Source organism: Streptomyces sp. NBC_01077, assembly GCF_045162855.1.
Classification (GTDB): domain Bacteria; phylum Actinomycetota; class Actinomycetes; order Streptomycetales; family Streptomycetaceae; genus Streptomyces.
Window position 1 is genome coordinate 9,249,584 of record NZ_CP108669.1, and the last position, 16,749, is coordinate 9,266,332.

Consider the following 16,749-nt stretch of genomic DNA (forward strand, 5'->3'; position numbering starts at 1 on the left):
CATACGAGTCCCATCGTTGCAGTTCAGAAGCACTCTCCGTTTATTTGATCAAGACGTGGAGTGTCAGTCTGGGTGGCTGAGAACGGTCAGCTGGCGTTGCCGATCAGCTTCCAGGGCTCGTGGTCGGCGTCGGCCCCGGTCCCCGGTGCACTGCCCTTCGTCTCCCACTTGGCCTTCCAGACCTTGCCGTTGTACTTGACCGTGGTCTGCTCGATCGGCTGGCTGGCCGGGGAGTAGATCTTGGTCGCGTCCCAGTTCCCGGCACTACAGCCACCAGCCGGCGGGGTCGCCGTACCGAGTCCCTTGAGGTTGTCGTTCACCGGCGCGTACGCCGTACCGCCGATCGACAGACTCGTGTTCACCGGGCCGGTGATCGGGAGGAAGTAGATGATCGGCAAGTCGAGCGACTTCCCGGCCGGGATGATCTGGCAGTAGTCCAGCGTCGTGCTGACCCGGTGGAACGTCGTACCGGGCACCAGCTTCCACTGGCCACCTTGGACATCGGTCTGCCAGTTGGCGTCCTTGACCAGCGGTGACGTCGAGGCCGGAATGTCGAACGACAGCTTCGTGTCCTTGCCACCGCCGAGCGTGCGCCCGGTGTTGTTGGTGATCCGGACGGTCGGCTGCAACGGCCACAGGTTCGCCGTGGCGGTCGGATAGTTGACCATCTCGACGCTCAGGTTGGCGGTCACCGTCGGCGCGACACCACCGCTGCCGGTGCGCAGATTGTTGTCATAGGCGCCGATATTGCCCAGCTTCTCGTTCAGCCGCGTGGTCAGCGTGTACCCCATCCCGCACGGGGTGTCCGGCTGGATGTCCGCCGGGCAGGAGTAGTCGCCGCCCAGCTCCCACATCATCACGCCGCCCGCACCGGTCGACTTGACCAGATCGCTGACCGCGTCGATGCCCTGCTCGTCCTCGGTCGACAGGAACACCTTCTTCTGGGCGTTCCACAGCCACGACGTCTTCGTGGCGTCGTCCCAGTACCGGGTGTATTGGCCCGTGCGCCGGTCGGTGATGTCGGTCTCCGGCTTCAGCCCGACGCTGCGCGCATAGACCGGCGTGATGTTCTTCTCCAGGTTCTTGGTGTGCCACAGCGGGTTCGTCCCGGAGCCGAGCTCGCTGCCGTTGTTGGTCTCGTCGTGCCAGATGTTGTCGATGCCGAAGGCGCCGTCACCACACGGCCGCTTGACGCCCGTACCCGGCTCGCACCCACTCGGCTTCCGCGACGTGCCCCACAGACCGTTCGTACCGCCGGTGACGTTCTGCCAGCCGCGCGTGTAGTAGGGCACACCGATGTTGACGCGCCCGGCCTGCATCGCGCCACGCATGTACTTCATCGCCCAATCGGTGTTGAAGTACCCGATCTTCCCGTACTCCGGAGTGGCGTACTGATCGGTCAGTTCCGGGTCCTTGCCGTCGTCGAACAGCGCCGCGTTCGGACCCACCACGTCGTTCCAGGTGCCGTGGTAGTCGTAGGCCATCAGGTTGGTGAAGTCCTGGTAGTCCAGCGCGGTCTGGTTCGCCATCCCGCGGGCCAGGTAGCCGGAGGCCGACGACGCCGAGGTGAGCAGGTAGTACTTGTTGTCCGCGACCGAAGCCCGGTTCAGCGAGTCCCGCAGCGTCTTCATCAACGCGGCGTACGTCGTGGGCAGACCCTTGCGACGCGGGTTCGACACCGCCCAGTCGGTCGGATTGCCGGTGTCCTCGAGGACCGTGGGGTACTCGAAGTCGATGTCGACACCGTCGAACCCGTAGGTCCGCAGGAAGTCCACGACCGAGCGCGAGAACGTGTCGATCCCGCCCTGGTTGACCGAGCCGTCGGCGTTGGTGGTCATCGCGTAGAAGCCACCGGAACCGGCCCAGCCACCGACCGAGATCAGCGTCTTCACCCGCGGGTGCAGGCGTTTGTACTTCGTCAGCAGGTTGAAGTGCCCCTTGTAGGGCAGCGAGGGATCCATTTCGGCGCCGACCTCGCCGGGCCACTCCTTCTGGGTGGCGTTCGAGTCGACCTTGATCTGGTTGTTCTCCACCGACGCGAACGCGTAGTTGAGGTGGGTCACCTTCGACCACGGGATGTTCTTCACCAGGTAGTGCGGCGTGCCGTCGGCGCCCGTGCGGCCACCGTTGAAGTAGCCCACGACCCGGCGGTCCCGGCCCTGACCGAGCCATTCCCGGCCGTCACTCTGATAGACCTTGCAGTACGGCGTCGCCACACCCGCCGTGGCCGCCAGACCGTCCGGCCGGCAGTCGCCGGACGCACCCGGCCGCGAACCGCCGTCGTCGCCACCGGGGTGAGACTCCATCGGGTCACCGGCACCACCGTTGACACCGAGATCACCGGCACCGCCGTCGCTGCGGCTGCCATCGCCGTAGCTCGGCACCAGCCAGCCCTCGATGTCACCGGCGCCACTCGCCACGGCCGCCTTGACGGCGGTCTTCGCCGTCGTACCGGAGCGGATCATGGCGAAGTCCTCGATCCCGTCGCCGTCCAGGTCGGCGAAGGTCCCGATGGTGCCCTGGAACGGATCGTCGGCGCGGATCACGCCCAGCGACTTCCAGCCCTTGGTGACGCTCCATGGAGCGCCGGTGTTCTGCCAGGCCCGGACCTCACCGGTGATGAACTCGACCCGGACCGTGTCGGCCTTGCCGTCACCGGTGATGTCGGCGAAGGCGACCTGCGCGCCGCGAGCCTCCCCCGGAGTGCCGAAACCCTCGACCTTTTCCCAGCCGCCCGGAGTCGGCATTCCCTTGCCCTTGTTCTGCCAGGCGGTCGGGAAGCTCATCCGGTCCAGCGTGATCAGGTCGTCGCGGCCGTCACCGTCGATGTCGGTGAAGTACAGGTCCGGCTCGTAGATGAGGTTGTTCGCGACGATCGTCGGGCTGTCCCAACTGATCTTGCTGCCGCTGCTGGTGTTCCGCGACATCCGCATCGCGGGGATGCCGGTCGGTGAGTCGGGCGGCATCAGGATCCGGATGTAGTCGTCCTTGCCGTCACCGTCGAGGTCGGCGAAGTAGACCCGGTCCGGGTCGTTCCCGCGGTCGGCCGGGCTGATGTCGCCCAGCGAGACCGCGGTCTTGCGCGGGTCGTCGTTGCGCCAGCCGGTGACCTTGCCGTCCGTACCGACCACCGCGTAGTCGGCCTTGCCGTCACCGTTCAGGTCGGGGAACGCGATCTTCGAGCCGGCCGGGGCGGCGTCCCGGATCTTGCCGATCGGCTCCCAGCCGTACGAGCGGCCGCTGATCATGCGCTGCAGGACCGCGATGCGAGCGCCTTCGGCGAAGGCGTCCGCGATCTTCTGGTGTCCGGCGTCGGTCGGGTAGATCTCGTTGGTGATGTCCTGCGGGGTGACCTCGCCCAGGTCGACCAGCACCAGCCGTGCGCCGCCCTTGATCTTGGCGTAGGCGATCGTGCGGAGCTCGCTGTTGTAGGCGTCGATCCGGGCCTGATAGGTCGGGTTCGTCGACGGCGGCAGGGTCCCGAGCAGGACCGTGGTCGTCGGCGAGGCCTGGTAGATCTCGTCCAGGAAGTTCCGCATCTTCCCGGCCGTCGCCGCACCGTCGGCACCGCCGGCCAGGTCGGCCGTGCCCGCGAGCAGGGTCATCATGTTCGGCCGCAGTGTCCGCAGCGCGGGGATCGACTCGGCCTTGATGGCGTCGATGCCCTTGCCGTCGAACCCCATGTGGTCGGGGTCGCCCCGCTTGCCGTTCTTCAGCTCACCGACGAAATCCGTGCGCGTGAAGATGAGACTGGCCGCCGTGCCACCGACCACCGCAATGGTGGTCAGACCCTTCAGGATGGTCTTCAGGTAGTCCCGGAAGCCACCGTCGTCGGTGCTGTGCACACCGGCCGTGATCCCGTCACCGGTCGGCATCAGCCGGAGCTCGTCGATCGCGCCGGGCGACGGGCTGGGACCGGGCGGCGGGCTGGTGCCGCCCGCGTTGAGCCGGCCGGACTGGGTCGGCCGGTGGTCGGAGTTGCCCTCGGGCCGGACCGTGACCGTCAGCGCGTGGTCGAAGTGGGTGGTGACGAAGTAGTCCAGCTCACCACCTTCCTGGTGGGTTCCCTGCCCCGAGCCGTGGATCCGCATGGTCGGTGGGAAGCTCGTCCGCTCCTCGAGGACCTCCGGCTCGACGTTGAAGTCGCCACCGACCGTCGCGTTGTAGGTGACGCCACGCTGGTTACCGAGACTCTCGATCTGGTCGTCGATGGCGTCCAGCAGCGTCCCGGAGTCGCCGCCACCGCCGGACAGGCCGTGCACGGTGAAGTACCACTCGTTGCCGAACCGCGCACCGAGCGCGTTCCGGCCGGCGTCGATCGGGTTGCCGACGACGATCAGCTCGTCGGGCGCCTCGGTCAGGACGAGCGCGTTGTTGACCCGGCCGCCGATCCGGCGCGGGTTGGTCGCGTCGTCGGCGGTCTGCAGGAAGTAGACCTCACGGGTCGGGATGGTGCTGCGGTAACCGCTGTCCACGGTCCATGTCCGGTGCAGCACGGTGAACTGATGCGTGCCGCCGTGGCTGTCGGTCGTGGTGAAGGTCTGGTCGGGCTGTGCGGCGCTGTTTTCAGGCGGGTGCGGGCCGACCTCCTGAAGCATCAGGATCGGCACCTGCAACGCCAGCCGCTGGACCGTGGTCCATTTACTGCCGCTCTTTGCCTTGTTGTCGGCCCCCTGCATGTTCCAGGTGACCAGAGGCGTGGTGGCCGGAGGGAAATCGGTGGCGGCGGCCGGCACGACAAGCGACGCTGTCAACCCGGCCATCACCACCACTGCGGAGATCAATCGGCGGAACAAAAGTCCCCCTTCTCATTCAACAGATCGGGAACGAGTGAATCGTTGGACGGTACATGGTTCTCAACTGCAAGCCTCCAACGTTCATGAGGATCCGTCAGCTCGCCGACGCCCTAGTGGCGAGTTTTCGTCGTGACTTCGGAGTCCGGGCAGGGCTGGGCGCACGGCTGCCGCGTCGGGTGGGCGCCGGGTTCCACGGCTGCGGTTGGCTCGTTCTGCCCGCAGGGACGGGTAGGCGCGGGTCAGCCGGGGCCGGGAGGGCGTGGAGCCGCCCAGGGCGTCGGTGATCACGTCGGTCCAGGGCCGGTGTCCGGCAAGGCGAAGGACGCGGCGGCGGCCGGTGGTGACGAGTTGGGCGGCGGAGAAAGGGCGGAGCCGCAGGCGGCGGCGCTCCCAGAGCCGGGCCTGGCCACTCGGCGCAAGCATCGGCATCGAGGCGAGCAGGTCCACGGCGATCTGGATGATCTCCAGCCGGATCTGGTTCTGCACGGCGTCGTGCAGTGGCAGATTACGCAGGCCAGTGGCGCCTGCGGCACGGATGTGGCCCTCGGCCCGGACCAGCTGCCGGTGATGCAGTCGAGGGCGGCGATCGCCTCCCCGCCGTGTGGGTGGCGCAGCAGGTCAACCGCATGCCGTCGGCGTCGGTGAAGCGCAACTGGGCCCTGAGGTCTGGCCGTTCCTTGCGCACGATCGACCGCAGCCCCTTCGGCCGGCCAGTCAGGCAGTCGCCGGCGAGTTCGGCGACCCAGGCGCCGTCGCGGATGTCGCCGTCGGGTTCGACGGCCGGCGTCCAGGCCGAGGCAGGGACCTTCAAGACGGCCTGGTGGATGGCGTCGGTGAGGTTCATGCCGATCGAGTACTACTGCCACTGCCCGCGCCGGGTGAGCCAGGCGCCGAACTCGTGGGTGCCGCTGCCGGAGTCGGTTGAGGGTCTGGCGTCCCCGCCGGAGGTGCTTCGCCAGCTGGGCCAGGGCCAGTTTCGTGACTTCGATGTGGCCGGCGGCGGTGTCGGAGCTCGCGTTGCCGGGCCTCAGCAGGCCCACGGCCGGCTCGCCGGAGCCGCCCCGGCCGTGGCCGACGAACCTCGTCTGCGGGTGGTGGCCGAAGGTCTTCTTCCAGGTCGCGGCGGTGTCCTGCTTCTCGGAGTGCGCCAGCACGAGAACGCCGCCGATGTCCATGATCACCTGCCCGCCCGCGTCCGGCGCCGCATCACCAGCCAACTTCCGGACAGGTACGCGCACTTCGGCGCGGGCGGTGCGCAGCGCGGCCAAGCCCCGCTTGCCGCCCGACGCCATGGCGGGACCACAGGCAGGTGATCGACGGGATTCTGCACCGGGTTCGGACCGGGGTTCAGTGGCGTGACCTGCCCGAACGGTTCGGCCCGTGGAGGACGGTCTACGAACGCCACCGGCAGTGGTCCGCAGACGGAACGTGGGAGCGTCTGCTCCAGCGGGTCCAGGCCGCGGCGGACGCGGCCGGTGAGATCGACTGGGACGTCTCGGTCGACTCCACCATCGTCCGTGCGCATCAGCACACGGCCGGCGCCCGGACCAATCCGCCGCCGGCACCCGCTTCAAAGGGGGCCGAGCAGGCGGAACACCAGGACGAGACACCGTGGCAGAGTCTTCTCGCCCGCCTGGTGGAGGTGGTGCTGGAGGTGAGGGCCTGGGTCGCTCGCGGGGCGGGTTCACCACCAAGCTCCACCTGAGCGCCGACGGCCGCTGCCGTCCGCTGTCCCTGATCGTTATCCCAGGTCAGCGGGCGGACTGCACCCAGTTCAAGTCGGTGCTGGAGAAGATCCGCGTGCCGAGGATCGGGCCGGGCAGGCCCCGCAAGAGGCCGGTCGGTGTCGTGGCTGACAAGGCCTACAGCAACGGGCCTTGCCGCGAGTACCTGCGCCGACGGGGCATCCGGCACACCATCCAGGAGAAGACCGACAGCCGGGCCGCCCGTCTGCGCAGAGACTCACGCGGCGGACGGCCACCGGGCTTCGACCACCGGGCTTCGACGAGGAGCGGTGCAAGAAGCGCAACACCATCGAACGCGCGATCAACCGTTTGAAACAACACCGGGCGGTCGCCACTCGCTACGACAAACGCGGCTATGTCTTCCTCGGCACCGCGACAGCGGCAGCCCTCGCTATCTGGCTACGAACGTGATTCCGGAGACGATGCCTCGTCGTCGTTGCAGCCGTGGTCGGCCCACTCGGTGAGGAGCTCGGACAGGCTTGCAAGCGGCGTTGTCATCGGCCACGGCACACGTTCTTCGCGGCCCGTCCACGTCAGGTGAACCACGGCCCAGGGGAACGGCCGGTTCGCGACGCTGAACAGGACGTCGTCACATCCTTCGCATCGCGCCACAGCGCCGGCCTTCACTCCGTGCAGTGGGTGACCAAGGGGAAGCTCGCGATGCAGTTCAAACTCGAAATCGTGCATGCCACCACCGGGCACCCACCACGGGGCGGGCAGAAGCGACGGGTGATCCGGCATGTGCTGCATCACAGCATCCTTACAGACCCTCTGGGCCGACCTTGATCGGCCGGACAAGTCCTAGCCGCGGAGGTGCGTGCCGATCTTCAAGAACGCCTGGACCAGGGGGACCTGGGGGACGGACGGGGAGATGATCTGGGATGCGTAGTGGACGATCACCAGGTCGAGGGCGGGGGAGATGAAGAGGCGCTGGCCGTGGATGCCGCTGGCCATGAAGGATCCGTACGGGTCGTTCGGGATCCACCAGAGGTCGTGGTAGGAGAGGGTGGCGGGCGCCTCGGGGGGTGCTGTGGGGAAGCGCACGCGGTGGGCGTAGCCGTCCGGGACGCCGGAGACGATGGTGGAGGTGACGGCTTCCGGGACGATCTGGCGGTCACCGATCGCGCCGCCGCAGCGGATCGTCTCGCCGAGCCGGGCCAGATCGCGGGCGGTGGCGCTGAAGCCGCCGCAGGCGGCCTCGGAGCCCTCTGAGTCGAGGAGGTAGTACGCGTCCTCCTCCGCGCCGATCCGGGACCAGATCATCTCGGACAGGAGAGCCGAGGTGGTGGTGCCGGTGACGCGGCGCAGGACCTCGGCGAGGGCTTCGACGTTGCCGTTCTCGTAGCGGAATTCGCTTCCCGGCTCGGCGGTCGTCCGGGCGGTGGCGAGGTGCTCGCGGATCGTGGCCGGCCCGGTGTAGCCGTAGGGGCGCAGTTGGGGGGCGAGGACGGCGAAGTAGCGCTGCGCTTCGAGTGCCTTGTCGTACGGCCGGCCCGCGTAGCTCATCTGCGTGCCCATGTGGAGGAGGTGGTCGACCTGGGCGTCGCCGAAGGCGGTTCCGGCGAGCTCGGGAACGTACTTCGCGACTTGGGCGCCGCGGTCGAGCTGCCCTTCGTGGGCCAGGACCGCGGCGACGAGTCCGAGGTAGGACTTGGCGGCCGAGGCGTTGAAGTGCGGGACATGGGGCTCGTACCCGTGGAGGTACTCCTCGTGCACGAGGAGTCCGCGGTGCAGGACCAGCAGGGCGTCGGTCTCGGCCCGGGCGAGCAGCTCCGTGAGGGTGAGGGACTGACCGTGTGGTCCTGTGAACGTGAGGTCGTCGAGGGCACCAGCCGGCGAGGTCGGTAGCGCGGACGCGCCGTCGGAGCCGCGCCAGACACTGCGGCTCGGAACGAGTTCCCGCCCTGAGGTCGTGTGGCGTCGGGCCCAGGCCGGATCGGTGTATCCCCGGGCCCATACGAGGTCGGCCAGCGACGGTATGCCTGTCATGCGTCCGCTCCGCTCTTCGGTCATGCACCTTCTGATCGAGTTACCGTACACGCTGTTCGGTAACTCGAGCACAGCTATCAGGCGGTAGGCGGTAGGCGGCAGGCGGCAGGGCGGGAGGCCGCGGTGGAGGCGTGGTTCAGGGGGTGAGGTCGAGAGCTCCCGGGGCGTCGGACGGGGCGAGTCCGGTGGCCCATACACGGCCGTAGACCGACAGGTCGCGCAGATGCGCGGTGATCTCGGCGGCGCTGTAGCCGGTGTCGTTCTCGACCCACCAGGTGAGCAGGCCGATGAGTTCGCCGGTCCATGCCCGGGCGACGACGTCGAGGGGGATTCGCGGTGTCACCGCGAGCTGCTCGGTCCGGGTGCGGAAGGCGGCCTCGGCGTGGGCGCAGATGAGGTCCGTGAACTCCCGTAGGGCCCGGCCGTCGCCTTCGCCTCGCAGGACGACCCGGTAGACGGGCTTCTCCTGCTCGGCGTGTTCGAAGATGTACTTCACCGGCAGTCCGGTGAACCCCTCCGCGTGCGCCTGCCGGACCGCCGGCAGGAGGCGGTCGCGGTCCTCGGCGAGGTCGCGGACGATGCCGACCAGGAGGTCCTCCTTGTCGCGGTAGTGGGCGTAGAAGGTGGCCCGGCCGATATCGGCGCGTTCGGTGATCTCCTCGACCGTGATCGCGTGGAACCCCTTCTCCAGGACCAGTTCGACCAGGGCCTGGCGCAGTGCGGCCCGCGTCCTGCGGACGCGGCGGTCTCCCGCGGGCTTCATGTCCACTTCGTTTCCTTCTCGTCCGAACCGTTGACCTGACCCTAACGCTGCCTTTACGTTGCCGCACACCAAGCTTGCTATCGGACAGATTGTTCGGAAACTCTGGAGGTGCGATGAACTTCGGGCAGTACGTACGCCGGACTGCCGGCCACCAACCCGATGCCGAGGCGGTGGTCTGCGGACCCGTGCGGCTGACGTACGCGGAACTCGACGACCACAGCGACCGGCTCGCGACGGCCCTGCGCACCCTCGGCCTGAGCCGGGGCGACCGGGTTGCGACCCTCGCCGGCAACCGCGCGGAACTGGTCGTCACGGAAGTCGCTCTCTACAAGGCCGGCCTGGCCCGGGCGCCGATCAACGCCAGGCTCGGCACCGCTGAAGTGGCCCACCTGCTCGCGGAGTCGGACGCGCGGGTGCTGTTGACGGACGCGGCCCATCTGGACATCGCCCGCGCCACGGTGCCCGGCACGGGGGTGAAGACCGCCATCGGCTACGACGGCCCGAGCGATCTCGGGCCGGGCTACGCCGAGACCCTCGCGGGCACCGAGCCGGAACCCGTCAAGACGGAGTGCGACGAGGGCGACATCGCCGTACTGCACTTCACCTCGGGTTCCACCGGCAAGCTCAAGGCGGCGGTCCAGACCTACGGCAACCGGCTCGCCCTGATGCGCAAGTCGGTGATGAGCGTCGACACCCGGGTGGGCCCCGGTGACCGGCAGATCCTGGCAGGGCCCGTCACCCACGCCTCGGGTATGCCGCTTATGGGCATCTTCTTCGCCGGCGGCTGTGCGGTCGTCCTGCCGCGCTGGGACGCCGAGGAGTTCCTCGCCACCGTCCAGCGCGAGCGCGCCACCCACGCCTTCGTCGTACCGACCATGGTCAACACCGTCCTCGCGCTGCCGAACGCCCGCGACTACGACCTCTCCACCCTGCGCCAGCTGATCTACGGCGCCGCGCCGATGTCTCCCGCCCGGATCAGGGCCGCCTGGGACCTCTTCGGCCCGGTCCTCTCCCAGGGATACGGGTGTGGCGAGACCACCTCCGGCGTGCTCTTCCTCTCCACGGAGGACCACCGGCGCGCGATCGAGGGCGAGGACGAGGAGCTGCTGCTGTCCTGCGGCCGTCCGCTCGCCGAGGCCGAGGTCGCCATCGTCGACGACAGCGGACAGCCCGTCACAGACGGAGAGATCGGAGAGATCGCCGTCCGCGGCCCCGATGTCGTCCCCGGCTACCACAACGAGCCGAACCTCACGGCGGAGACCTTCCGGGACGGCTGGTTCCTCACCGGCGACCTCGCCCGCCGCCGTTCCGACGGCTACGTATTCATCGTCGACCGCAAGAAGGACATGATCGTCTCCGGCGGGTTCAACATCTACGCCGTCGAGGTCGAGTCCGTCCTGCACCAGCATCCCGACGTCTACGAGGCCGCCGTCGTAGGCGTCCCGGACGAGCAGTGGGGCGAAGCCGTCAAGGCGGTCGTCGTGACGCGCGACGGCGCCACCCTCACGGAGGCCGACCTCATCGACTTCTGCGCCGAGCACCTGGCCCGCATCAAGAAGCCCCGCTCGGTCGACTTCGTCGCGGCCCTGCCCCACAACCCCAACGGCAAGATCGACCGCCGCGCCATCCGCGACCGCTACTGGGTCGGCGCCGAGCGCCGCGTCAACTGAACAGGACCTGGCATGCCCTTCACCCTCGAACCCTCCTACGACGACAATCCGCGCCTCCAGGACCTCGTCGTCCGTCTGCGCGCCTACCTGGCCGACGAGCTCATTCCGTACGAGCGTGAGCACGGCATCACCGCGGAGACCAAGCTCGACCGCACCACCCTCGAACACGTCTGGAAGCGCAGCACCGAACTCGGCTTCTACGGCATCAGTCTGCCACCCGAGCTCGGTGGCCAGGGCCTGAGCTTCTACGAACTGTGCGCCCTCAAAGAGGAGCTGACCGCCTCCGGCGCCGCGCTCTCCCACTCGGTCCTCGGCGACATGGGCGGCCCGCTGCGCGTCGGCGCGATCGTGAAGTACGCCACCGACGAGCAGCGGGAGCGCTACCTGATGCCCGTAGTCCGGGGCGAGCGGGCGTGCTGCTTCTCCATCACGGAGGAGGACGCGGGCTCCGACGTACGACGCATGACGACCACCGCCACCCCGGACAGAGACACCTACGTCCTCAACGGAAAGAAGGTGTTCTCCTCCGCCGCCCCCTTCGCGGACTTCGCCATTGTCGTCGCCCGCATGGCCGGCACCGAGGAGGCGTACAGCGCGTTCCTCGTCGACCTGGACACCCCCGGCTGCACCGTTCTCGATGGCGAAGTCCCCATGTCCGGGCAGCAGATGGAGGGCGACCTCGTCTTCGAGGACTGCCGGATCCCCGCCGCGAACCTCCTCGGCGAGATCGGCCAGGGCCTGCGCATCGGCATCGGCCGCATCACCCTCAACCGCCTGCTGCACTGTCCGTCCCTCATCGGCGCCGCCCGCCGCGCCTGGGACCTTTCGGTGCAGTACGCCATGAACCGCGTCGTCTTCGACCAGCCGCTCCTCGCCCATCAGGCGATCAACCACAAGATCGCCGAGATGGCCACCGAGATCTACGCCGCCCGCGCGATGGTGCTGGCCACCGCCGCCAAGGCCGACCGGGGCGACAACGTCTCTGTCGAGGCCAACATGTGCAAGCTCTTCACCTCGGAGGCGTCCTTCCGCGTCGCCGACCAGGCCGTCCAGATCCACGGCAAGGCCGGGCTGACCCGCGGCCACGAGGTCGAGCAGATCTTCCGCAGCCTGCGGATGTTCCGGATCGTCACCGGAACCACCGAGATCCACAAGAACGCGATCGCCAAGGGCCTGATCTGACCGACCCCTTGCCGCCCAGGGCGGTGCCGCGGGCCCCCGCTTCGGCGAGCGGGCCCGCGGCCTCGGGGGACAACCGCCCACCCGTACGACCCCCTGCTCCACCCGCATCCGCAGGAGTCGCCCCATGGCACCCCGTACCGCCGCCGCGCCGCCCCGGCACATCGCCGCCCCGGCACCCGACCGCCGCAGAGCCTGGCTGATCATGGCGATGATCGTGGCCTTCATGGTCATCAACTTCGCCGACAAGTCGGTCCTCGGCCTCGCCGCCGTTCCGATCATGGAGGAACTCGGCCTCAGCAACAGCACCTACGGCCTGATCTCCAGCTCCTTCTTTTTCCTCTTCAGCATCTCCGGACTCCTCGTCGGCTTCCTCTCCACCCGGATCTCCAGCCGGGTCCTGCTGTTCCTCATGACCGCGGGGTGGGCCGTCGCCCAGCTCCCGGTCCTCGCGGTGGCCTCGGTCCCGACTCTGATGGCCGGCCGCATCCTGCTCGGTGCCGCCGAGGGGCCGGCGGCTTCCATGTCGATGCACGCCCTGTACAAGTGGTTCCCGCCGGAGCGCCGCGCCCTGCCCTCGGCCCTCCAGATCGGCGGCGCGGCCCTGGGCACGCTCATTGCGGCACCCGTGGTCACCTGGCTGATCGACGGCTTCGGCTGGCGCTCGGCCTACGCCGTCCTCGCGGTCGTCAGCGCCTGCTGGGCGCTGCTGTGGTGGCGCGTGGGCCACGACGGCCCGTACGACCACAAGCACACGGCCACCGGATCCAGCGGGCTCCGGCTGCCATACCGCAAGATCCTGCTGACCGGCACCGTGCTCGGCAGCATCGCCAGTGCCTTCGGAGCGGCGTGGGCACTGTCCCTCAGCCATGCCTGGCTGCCCGCCTACCTCAGGACGCAGCTGGACATGTCGGCGGCGGCTTCCGCGACTGCGATCAGCGTCATATCCGGCTTCGGCCTGATACTGCTGCTGGCGGTTTCCCCGTTCGTGGACGCGCTGAAGTCCCGGGGAGTGAGCAGCCGTTGGTCCAGCGGGGCGGCGCAGAGCATCGCCGTGTGCGTGGCGGGGTGCGCGATGGCGGCGTTCCCGTTCGTCGACGCCTTCGGTCCGCGGCTCGTGCTGATCGCGCTGGCCTTCGGCGGCATAGCGATCGCCATTCCCCTCCACTACATGACGACCGCGGAGGTCGTCCCTCCTGCCCAGCGCGGCGCCGTCTTCGGCATCGTCGCGGGTATCGGCACCCTGCCGGGCCTCGTGGCACCGTTCCTTACCGGCCACTTCATAGACGCGGCCGACACCCCGGCCGCCGGCTACACCACCGCCTTCCTCGTCGCCGGCGCCGTGATGCTCACGGCCGGCGCCTTCGCCCTCACGGCCATCCGCCCGGAGCGGGACGCACGACGCCTGGGGCTCGACGCCGGGCCCGGCCCGTTGGGGTAGGCGCCCGACCGGCCTCGGGCACGCGAAGGTCCCGACCCCGATTCCGGGTTTGCCGGACTCGGGGTCGTGGCGTGCGGCACGGCGACGCTCAGGCAAGGTCCCTGTGCTCCTCCGCGATCAGCGGGCTCGACCGGGCGACGGGCGACGGGCGGCGGGCGACGTGGCGCACGCCACGGCTGGTCGCCGGGCCACCGGGCCTTGCGGCCGGCGCCGGCGATCCCGCCCGACGGGCGCGGCATCGGCGACCTCTGCCGTGGCTTGCCGTCCATGTCGGTGACGCCGACCTGGACGCGGCGACATCGAAGGTCGTGGCCGTGGCCTGGGCGAGGGGCGCCTGCGACTTCGGCCGCAACGGATGATCGTCTCGGCGCTCAGGATGGAGGAGGCGATGGCGCACCGGCTGGTTCACCGCATGGAGTATGAGCCTGCCGATCGACAGCATGAGGAAATGCCACGTTCGTGAGACTGACCAGTTGGCCCATCGGCCTGAGACAACGGAAGAACGGCTGGTCAACGACCGCAGCCTGTGCCACGCGCGGCAAGACCCTACAGCTCCCAGGCTATGCAGCCCCGGCCCGTGATCGCACCCCTGGCGGCGCACGGGAAGGGGTGCGGTGGGTTGCCTCGCCGGGATTCGAACCCGGGTTTCCGATTCCGGGCGAACCGGAGACCGGTGTCCTTGGCCGCTGGACGACGAGGGATGTGCGCATTGTACGAGCTGGGCTGATGCGGCGCACCAGGGTTCCGGTGTGTCAGGGGCCGATGACGCGGACCCGGAGCTCGTACGGTTCGCCGCCGCTGATCGCCTGCGCCTGCTCGACGAGGTCGGCGCCGGTGAAGCCGAGGAGTGCGCGGTCGGCGGCCGCGCGGAGCAGCGGCACGATCTCGGCGACCGGCCGGCCGCGGTGTGTGGCGGCGAGCTCGGCGTACGCCCGCTGGTACGGGGCGCCGTAGGTGCTCGCGGGGTCGTGCAGGAGGTGGTGCATGTCCTGCACGCTGACGGTGATCTCACCCATGACCCGACTCCCTGTCCTGGCCGGCCGGGTGGCTCCCGGCCTCTGCTCACGACGCTACGAGCCGCCACTGACAACGCCGGGTGGGTGGCTTCCGGCCGGGCTTCACCGGGACGATCTCGACGTCGCTGACGCCGCCCTCGGACTCCTTGCGCGCCTTGTAGTCCTCGGCGGCGGACAGCCCGTATGTGACGGCGGAGACCTGCTGCTCGTCCCGTCCGTCCTGCTTCCACGTCGGGCGGTAGCTCTTCACGGTGTCCTCCGTCGCTCTTTGGGCGGGCGCCCGGCGGCAGCATCGGCTTCAAGGATGGGCGCCGCCGGGCCCGTGCAGGATCACACGAGGCACTGACACTGATCAGGAGCGGAGAACCGCGCCTGCAGGCGCGACCACGACCCCGTCGGGGTTGCAGTAGGGAGCACGATCGCGTCGGCAGTTCGGTCCGCCGGCCACATCCACGGGTTCCCAGCTCGGCCGGTCGGGACAGGTCAGCCGGCTTGGCTCCGTCTCCCTCGCACTGCCAGCCACAACGAGCCAGTCTCCGCTATGAGTTCATTCATCGTATTGACCTCCGCGCGTTGATCCGCGGCTTCGGGCAATTCCTGCAGGAGCTCAGGGCTCACCACCCGCTTACCATGATCAATGATCAATGGTGAATTGACCGGCGTGGCCCCTTGTAAGGAAAATCTGGAGTGAAACCCATATCTGATGTCAGGCAATTCCGAAGACTGTGGCTGGCGACGGCCACGTCGAACCTCTCGGACGGGGTGAGTCTGGCTGCCGCACCACTGCTCGCGGCCAGCATCACCCGTGACCCCGCGCTGATCGCCGGGATCACGGTGGTCCAGCGGGCTCCCTGGCTGTTCCTGGCCTTCATATCGGGGGCCCTGGCCGACAGACTCGACCGCAGGCGCGTCACGCAGGCGGCGAACTGGATCCGCGCGGCGGCCTTCGCGACCCTGCTGGTCGCGGTGGTCTCCGACAGCATGTCGATGTCGCTGCTGTACGTGGTCTTCTTCGCGATCGGCACCGCCGAGACCCTGTACGACAGTTCGACAGCCGCGTGGCTGCCGACGCTCGTCGAGTCGAAGGACCTGGCCTGGGCCAACGGCCGACTTCAGACCACCTACGTCATCTGCAACGAATTCGTCGGGCCCCCGGTCGGCGGATTCCTCTTCGCTGCCGCCGCATTCGCCCCCTTCGCCCTGGGCACAGCGGGCTACCTGGCCGCGGTGGGTCTGCTCGCGTTGATCCCCGCAGCAGTCAAGCGCCGCCAGGAGGCTGAGTACGAGCCGCTGACGGTGAGAAGCGTCAAGGCGGACATCGGCGTCGGTGCCCGGTGGTACTGGTCCTCGCCCACACTCCGGGCGATGAGTCTGGTCGCCGCGGTGGGAAATGCGGCCAGTGCGGCGAGCTACGGAATCCTCGTCCTGCTCGCGCAGGAGGAACTCGGGGTATCGGAGAGCGGCTACGGAGTCCTGCTCGCCGCAGGTGCCGTCGGCGCGGTCCTGGGCGGGATGGCAGCCGGAAAGGTCGGGGAGTGGCTCCGGCCCGGCACGCTGATCCTCGTTACGAACCTGGTCTCGGCGGCCTCCACGGCCGGCATGGGCCTGGCCGTCAACCCGGCCGTCACGGTCGTGTTCATGGCACTCGACGGATTCGCCGTCCTCATCCAGACCATCCACGTCGTCACACTGCGACAGCAGATCGTCCCGAACGAACTGATGGGACGGGTCACTTCCGTGTACCGCGCCCTCGCGGTCGGTTCCTTCAGCGTCGGTGGGATCGCCGGAGGTCTGTTGGCCAAGTCCTTCGGGATCCCGGCCTCCTTCTACGCAGGCGGAGCGGCCATGGCCATCACTGCCTTCATCGTGCTGCCGGTCCTGAACAACGCGCGGATCGCCCGGGTGAAGGAAGAAGCGGAAGCGTCACAGGCCCCCGAGCAGCAGCGCGAAGAAATCTCGTAGTAGATCTCTCCCACGCGCTGGTGTGTGACCGTCAGTGCCGACGGCGGAACAGGGACCAGAAACAGCTTCTGAGGCGCAGGCCGGGCAGGGGCAAGTCGTCTTCGCGTGCGACAAGTGACCTGGTTGTGCGAAAAAGGTGCAGAACGGCTGTTACGTGGTCTGGTCGCGCGGTTGGCGGAGTGCGATGG

The 16,749-nt window shown here is 68.7% G+C and carries 10 protein-coding genes, 1 tRNA gene and 2 pseudogenes; 5 read left to right on the forward strand and 8 right to left on the reverse strand.

Annotated elements, in window-relative coordinates; all coding sequences use genetic code 11:
* Positions 1–86: 86 nt before the first annotated feature.
* A complete protein-coding gene (locus tag OG462_RS41455) occupies positions 87–4,754 on the reverse strand; it encodes a glycosyl hydrolase family 18 protein (protein ID WP_406066143.1) in 4,668 nt (1,555 codons plus the stop codon).
* A 283-nt stretch (positions 4,755–5,037) separates the two neighbouring features.
* Positions 5,038–6,091, reverse strand: a pseudogene (locus OG462_RS41460) (transposase); the annotation flags it as partial.
* On the opposite strand from OG462_RS41460, the pseudogene OG462_RS41465 reads away from it, so the two are divergent.
* A pseudogene (locus tag OG462_RS41465) lies at positions 6,061–6,952 on the forward strand (IS5 family transposase); the annotation flags it as partial. The pseudogenes OG462_RS41460 and OG462_RS41465 sit on opposite strands and share 31 nt — an antisense overlap.
* On the opposite strand, the gene OG462_RS41470 reads toward OG462_RS41465, so the two are convergent.
* The 3 genes from OG462_RS41470 to OG462_RS41480 form a co-directional block, all read right to left on the reverse strand.
* Entirely contained in the window at positions 6,941–7,291 is a 351-nt protein-coding gene (locus OG462_RS41470) for a hypothetical protein (protein WP_406066145.1), read from the reverse strand. The pseudogene OG462_RS41465 and the gene OG462_RS41470 sit on opposite strands and share 12 nt — an antisense overlap.
* A 51-nt stretch (positions 7,292–7,342) precedes the next feature.
* Entirely contained in the window at positions 7,343–8,530 is a 1,188-nt protein-coding gene (locus tag OG462_RS41475; protein ID WP_406066147.1) for a serine hydrolase domain-containing protein, read from the reverse strand.
* A 136-nt stretch (positions 8,531–8,666) separates the two neighbouring features.
* Complete coding sequence (locus OG462_RS41480) at positions 8,667–9,299, reverse strand: TetR/AcrR family transcriptional regulator (protein WP_406066149.1); 633 nt, start codon at positions 9,297–9,299, stop codon at positions 8,667–8,669.
* A 107-nt stretch (positions 9,300–9,406) separates the two neighbouring features.
* Here OG462_RS41480 and OG462_RS41485 point away from each other — a divergent pair, with 107 nt between their 5' ends.
* The 3 genes from OG462_RS41485 (at position 9,407) to OG462_RS41495 (ending at position 13,583) form a co-directional block, all read left to right on the forward strand.
* Complete coding sequence (locus tag OG462_RS41485) at positions 9,407–10,963, forward strand: acyl-CoA synthetase (RefSeq protein ID WP_406066151.1); 1,557 nt, start codon at positions 9,407–9,409, stop codon at positions 10,961–10,963.
* Between the two features lie 12 nt (positions 10,964–10,975).
* On the forward strand, positions 10,976–12,145 hold the full coding sequence (locus tag OG462_RS41490; RefSeq protein ID WP_406066153.1) for an acyl-CoA dehydrogenase family protein: 1,170 nt from the start codon (positions 10,976–10,978) through the stop codon (positions 12,143–12,145).
* Between the two features lie 124 nt (positions 12,146–12,269).
* The gene (locus OG462_RS41495) at positions 12,270–13,583 is read left to right on the forward strand and encodes an MFS transporter (protein WP_406066155.1); all 1,314 of its coding nucleotides are present in this window, start codon (positions 12,270–12,272) and stop codon (positions 13,581–13,583) included.
* Between the two features lie 619 nt (positions 13,584–14,202).
* On the opposite strand, the gene OG462_RS41500 is transcribed toward OG462_RS41495, so the two are convergent.
* The 3 genes from OG462_RS41500 to OG462_RS41510 all read right to left on the reverse strand — a co-directional run bounded on the left by OG462_RS41500 (position 14,203) and on the right by OG462_RS41510 (position 14,849).
* A tRNA-OTHER gene (locus tag OG462_RS41500) sits at positions 14,203–14,282 on the reverse strand.
* Between the two features lie 53 nt (positions 14,283–14,335).
* Positions 14,336–14,599 carry a hypothetical protein gene (locus OG462_RS41505; protein WP_406066157.1) on the reverse strand — a complete coding sequence of 88 codons (264 nt, stop codon included), beginning with the start codon at positions 14,597–14,599 and terminating at the stop codon, positions 14,336–14,338.
* Positions 14,600–14,645: 46 nt separating this feature from the next.
* Positions 14,646–14,849, reverse strand: a complete 204-nt coding sequence (locus OG462_RS41510) for a hypothetical protein (RefSeq protein WP_406066159.1) — start codon at positions 14,847–14,849, stop codon at positions 14,646–14,648.
* Between the two features lie 437 nt (positions 14,850–15,286).
* Between OG462_RS41510 and OG462_RS41515 the strand changes: the two genes are divergently transcribed.
* The gene (locus OG462_RS41515; protein ID WP_406066161.1) at positions 15,287–16,561 is read left to right on the forward strand and encodes an MFS transporter; all 1,275 of its coding nucleotides are present in this window, start codon (positions 15,287–15,289) and stop codon (positions 16,559–16,561) included.
* Positions 16,562–16,749 lie beyond the last annotated feature (188 nt).

What these genes read in the sequence shown, in the direction of transcription:
- OG462_RS41470 (WP_406066145.1), bottom strand. Translation starts at nt 7,291, where the DNA reads ATGCAGCACATGCCGGATCACCCGTCGCTTCTGCCCGCCCCGTGGTGG.
- OG462_RS41475 (WP_406066147.1), bottom strand. Translation starts at nt 8,530, where the DNA reads ATGACAGGCATACCGTCGCTGGCCGACCTCGTATGGGCCCGGGGATAC.
- OG462_RS41485 (WP_406066151.1), top strand. Translation starts at nt 9,407, where the DNA reads ATGAACTTCGGGCAGTACGTACGCCGGACTGCCGGCCACCAACCCGAT.
- OG462_RS41490 (WP_406066153.1), top strand. Translation starts at nt 10,976, where the DNA reads ATGCCCTTCACCCTCGAACCCTCCTACGACGACAATCCGCGCCTCCAG.
- OG462_RS41495 (WP_406066155.1), top strand. Translation starts at nt 12,270, where the DNA reads ATGGCACCCCGTACCGCCGCCGCGCCGCCCCGGCACATCGCCGCCCCG.
- OG462_RS41505 (WP_406066157.1), bottom strand. Translation starts at nt 14,599, where the DNA reads ATGGGTGAGATCACCGTCAGCGTGCAGGACATGCACCACCTCCTGCAC.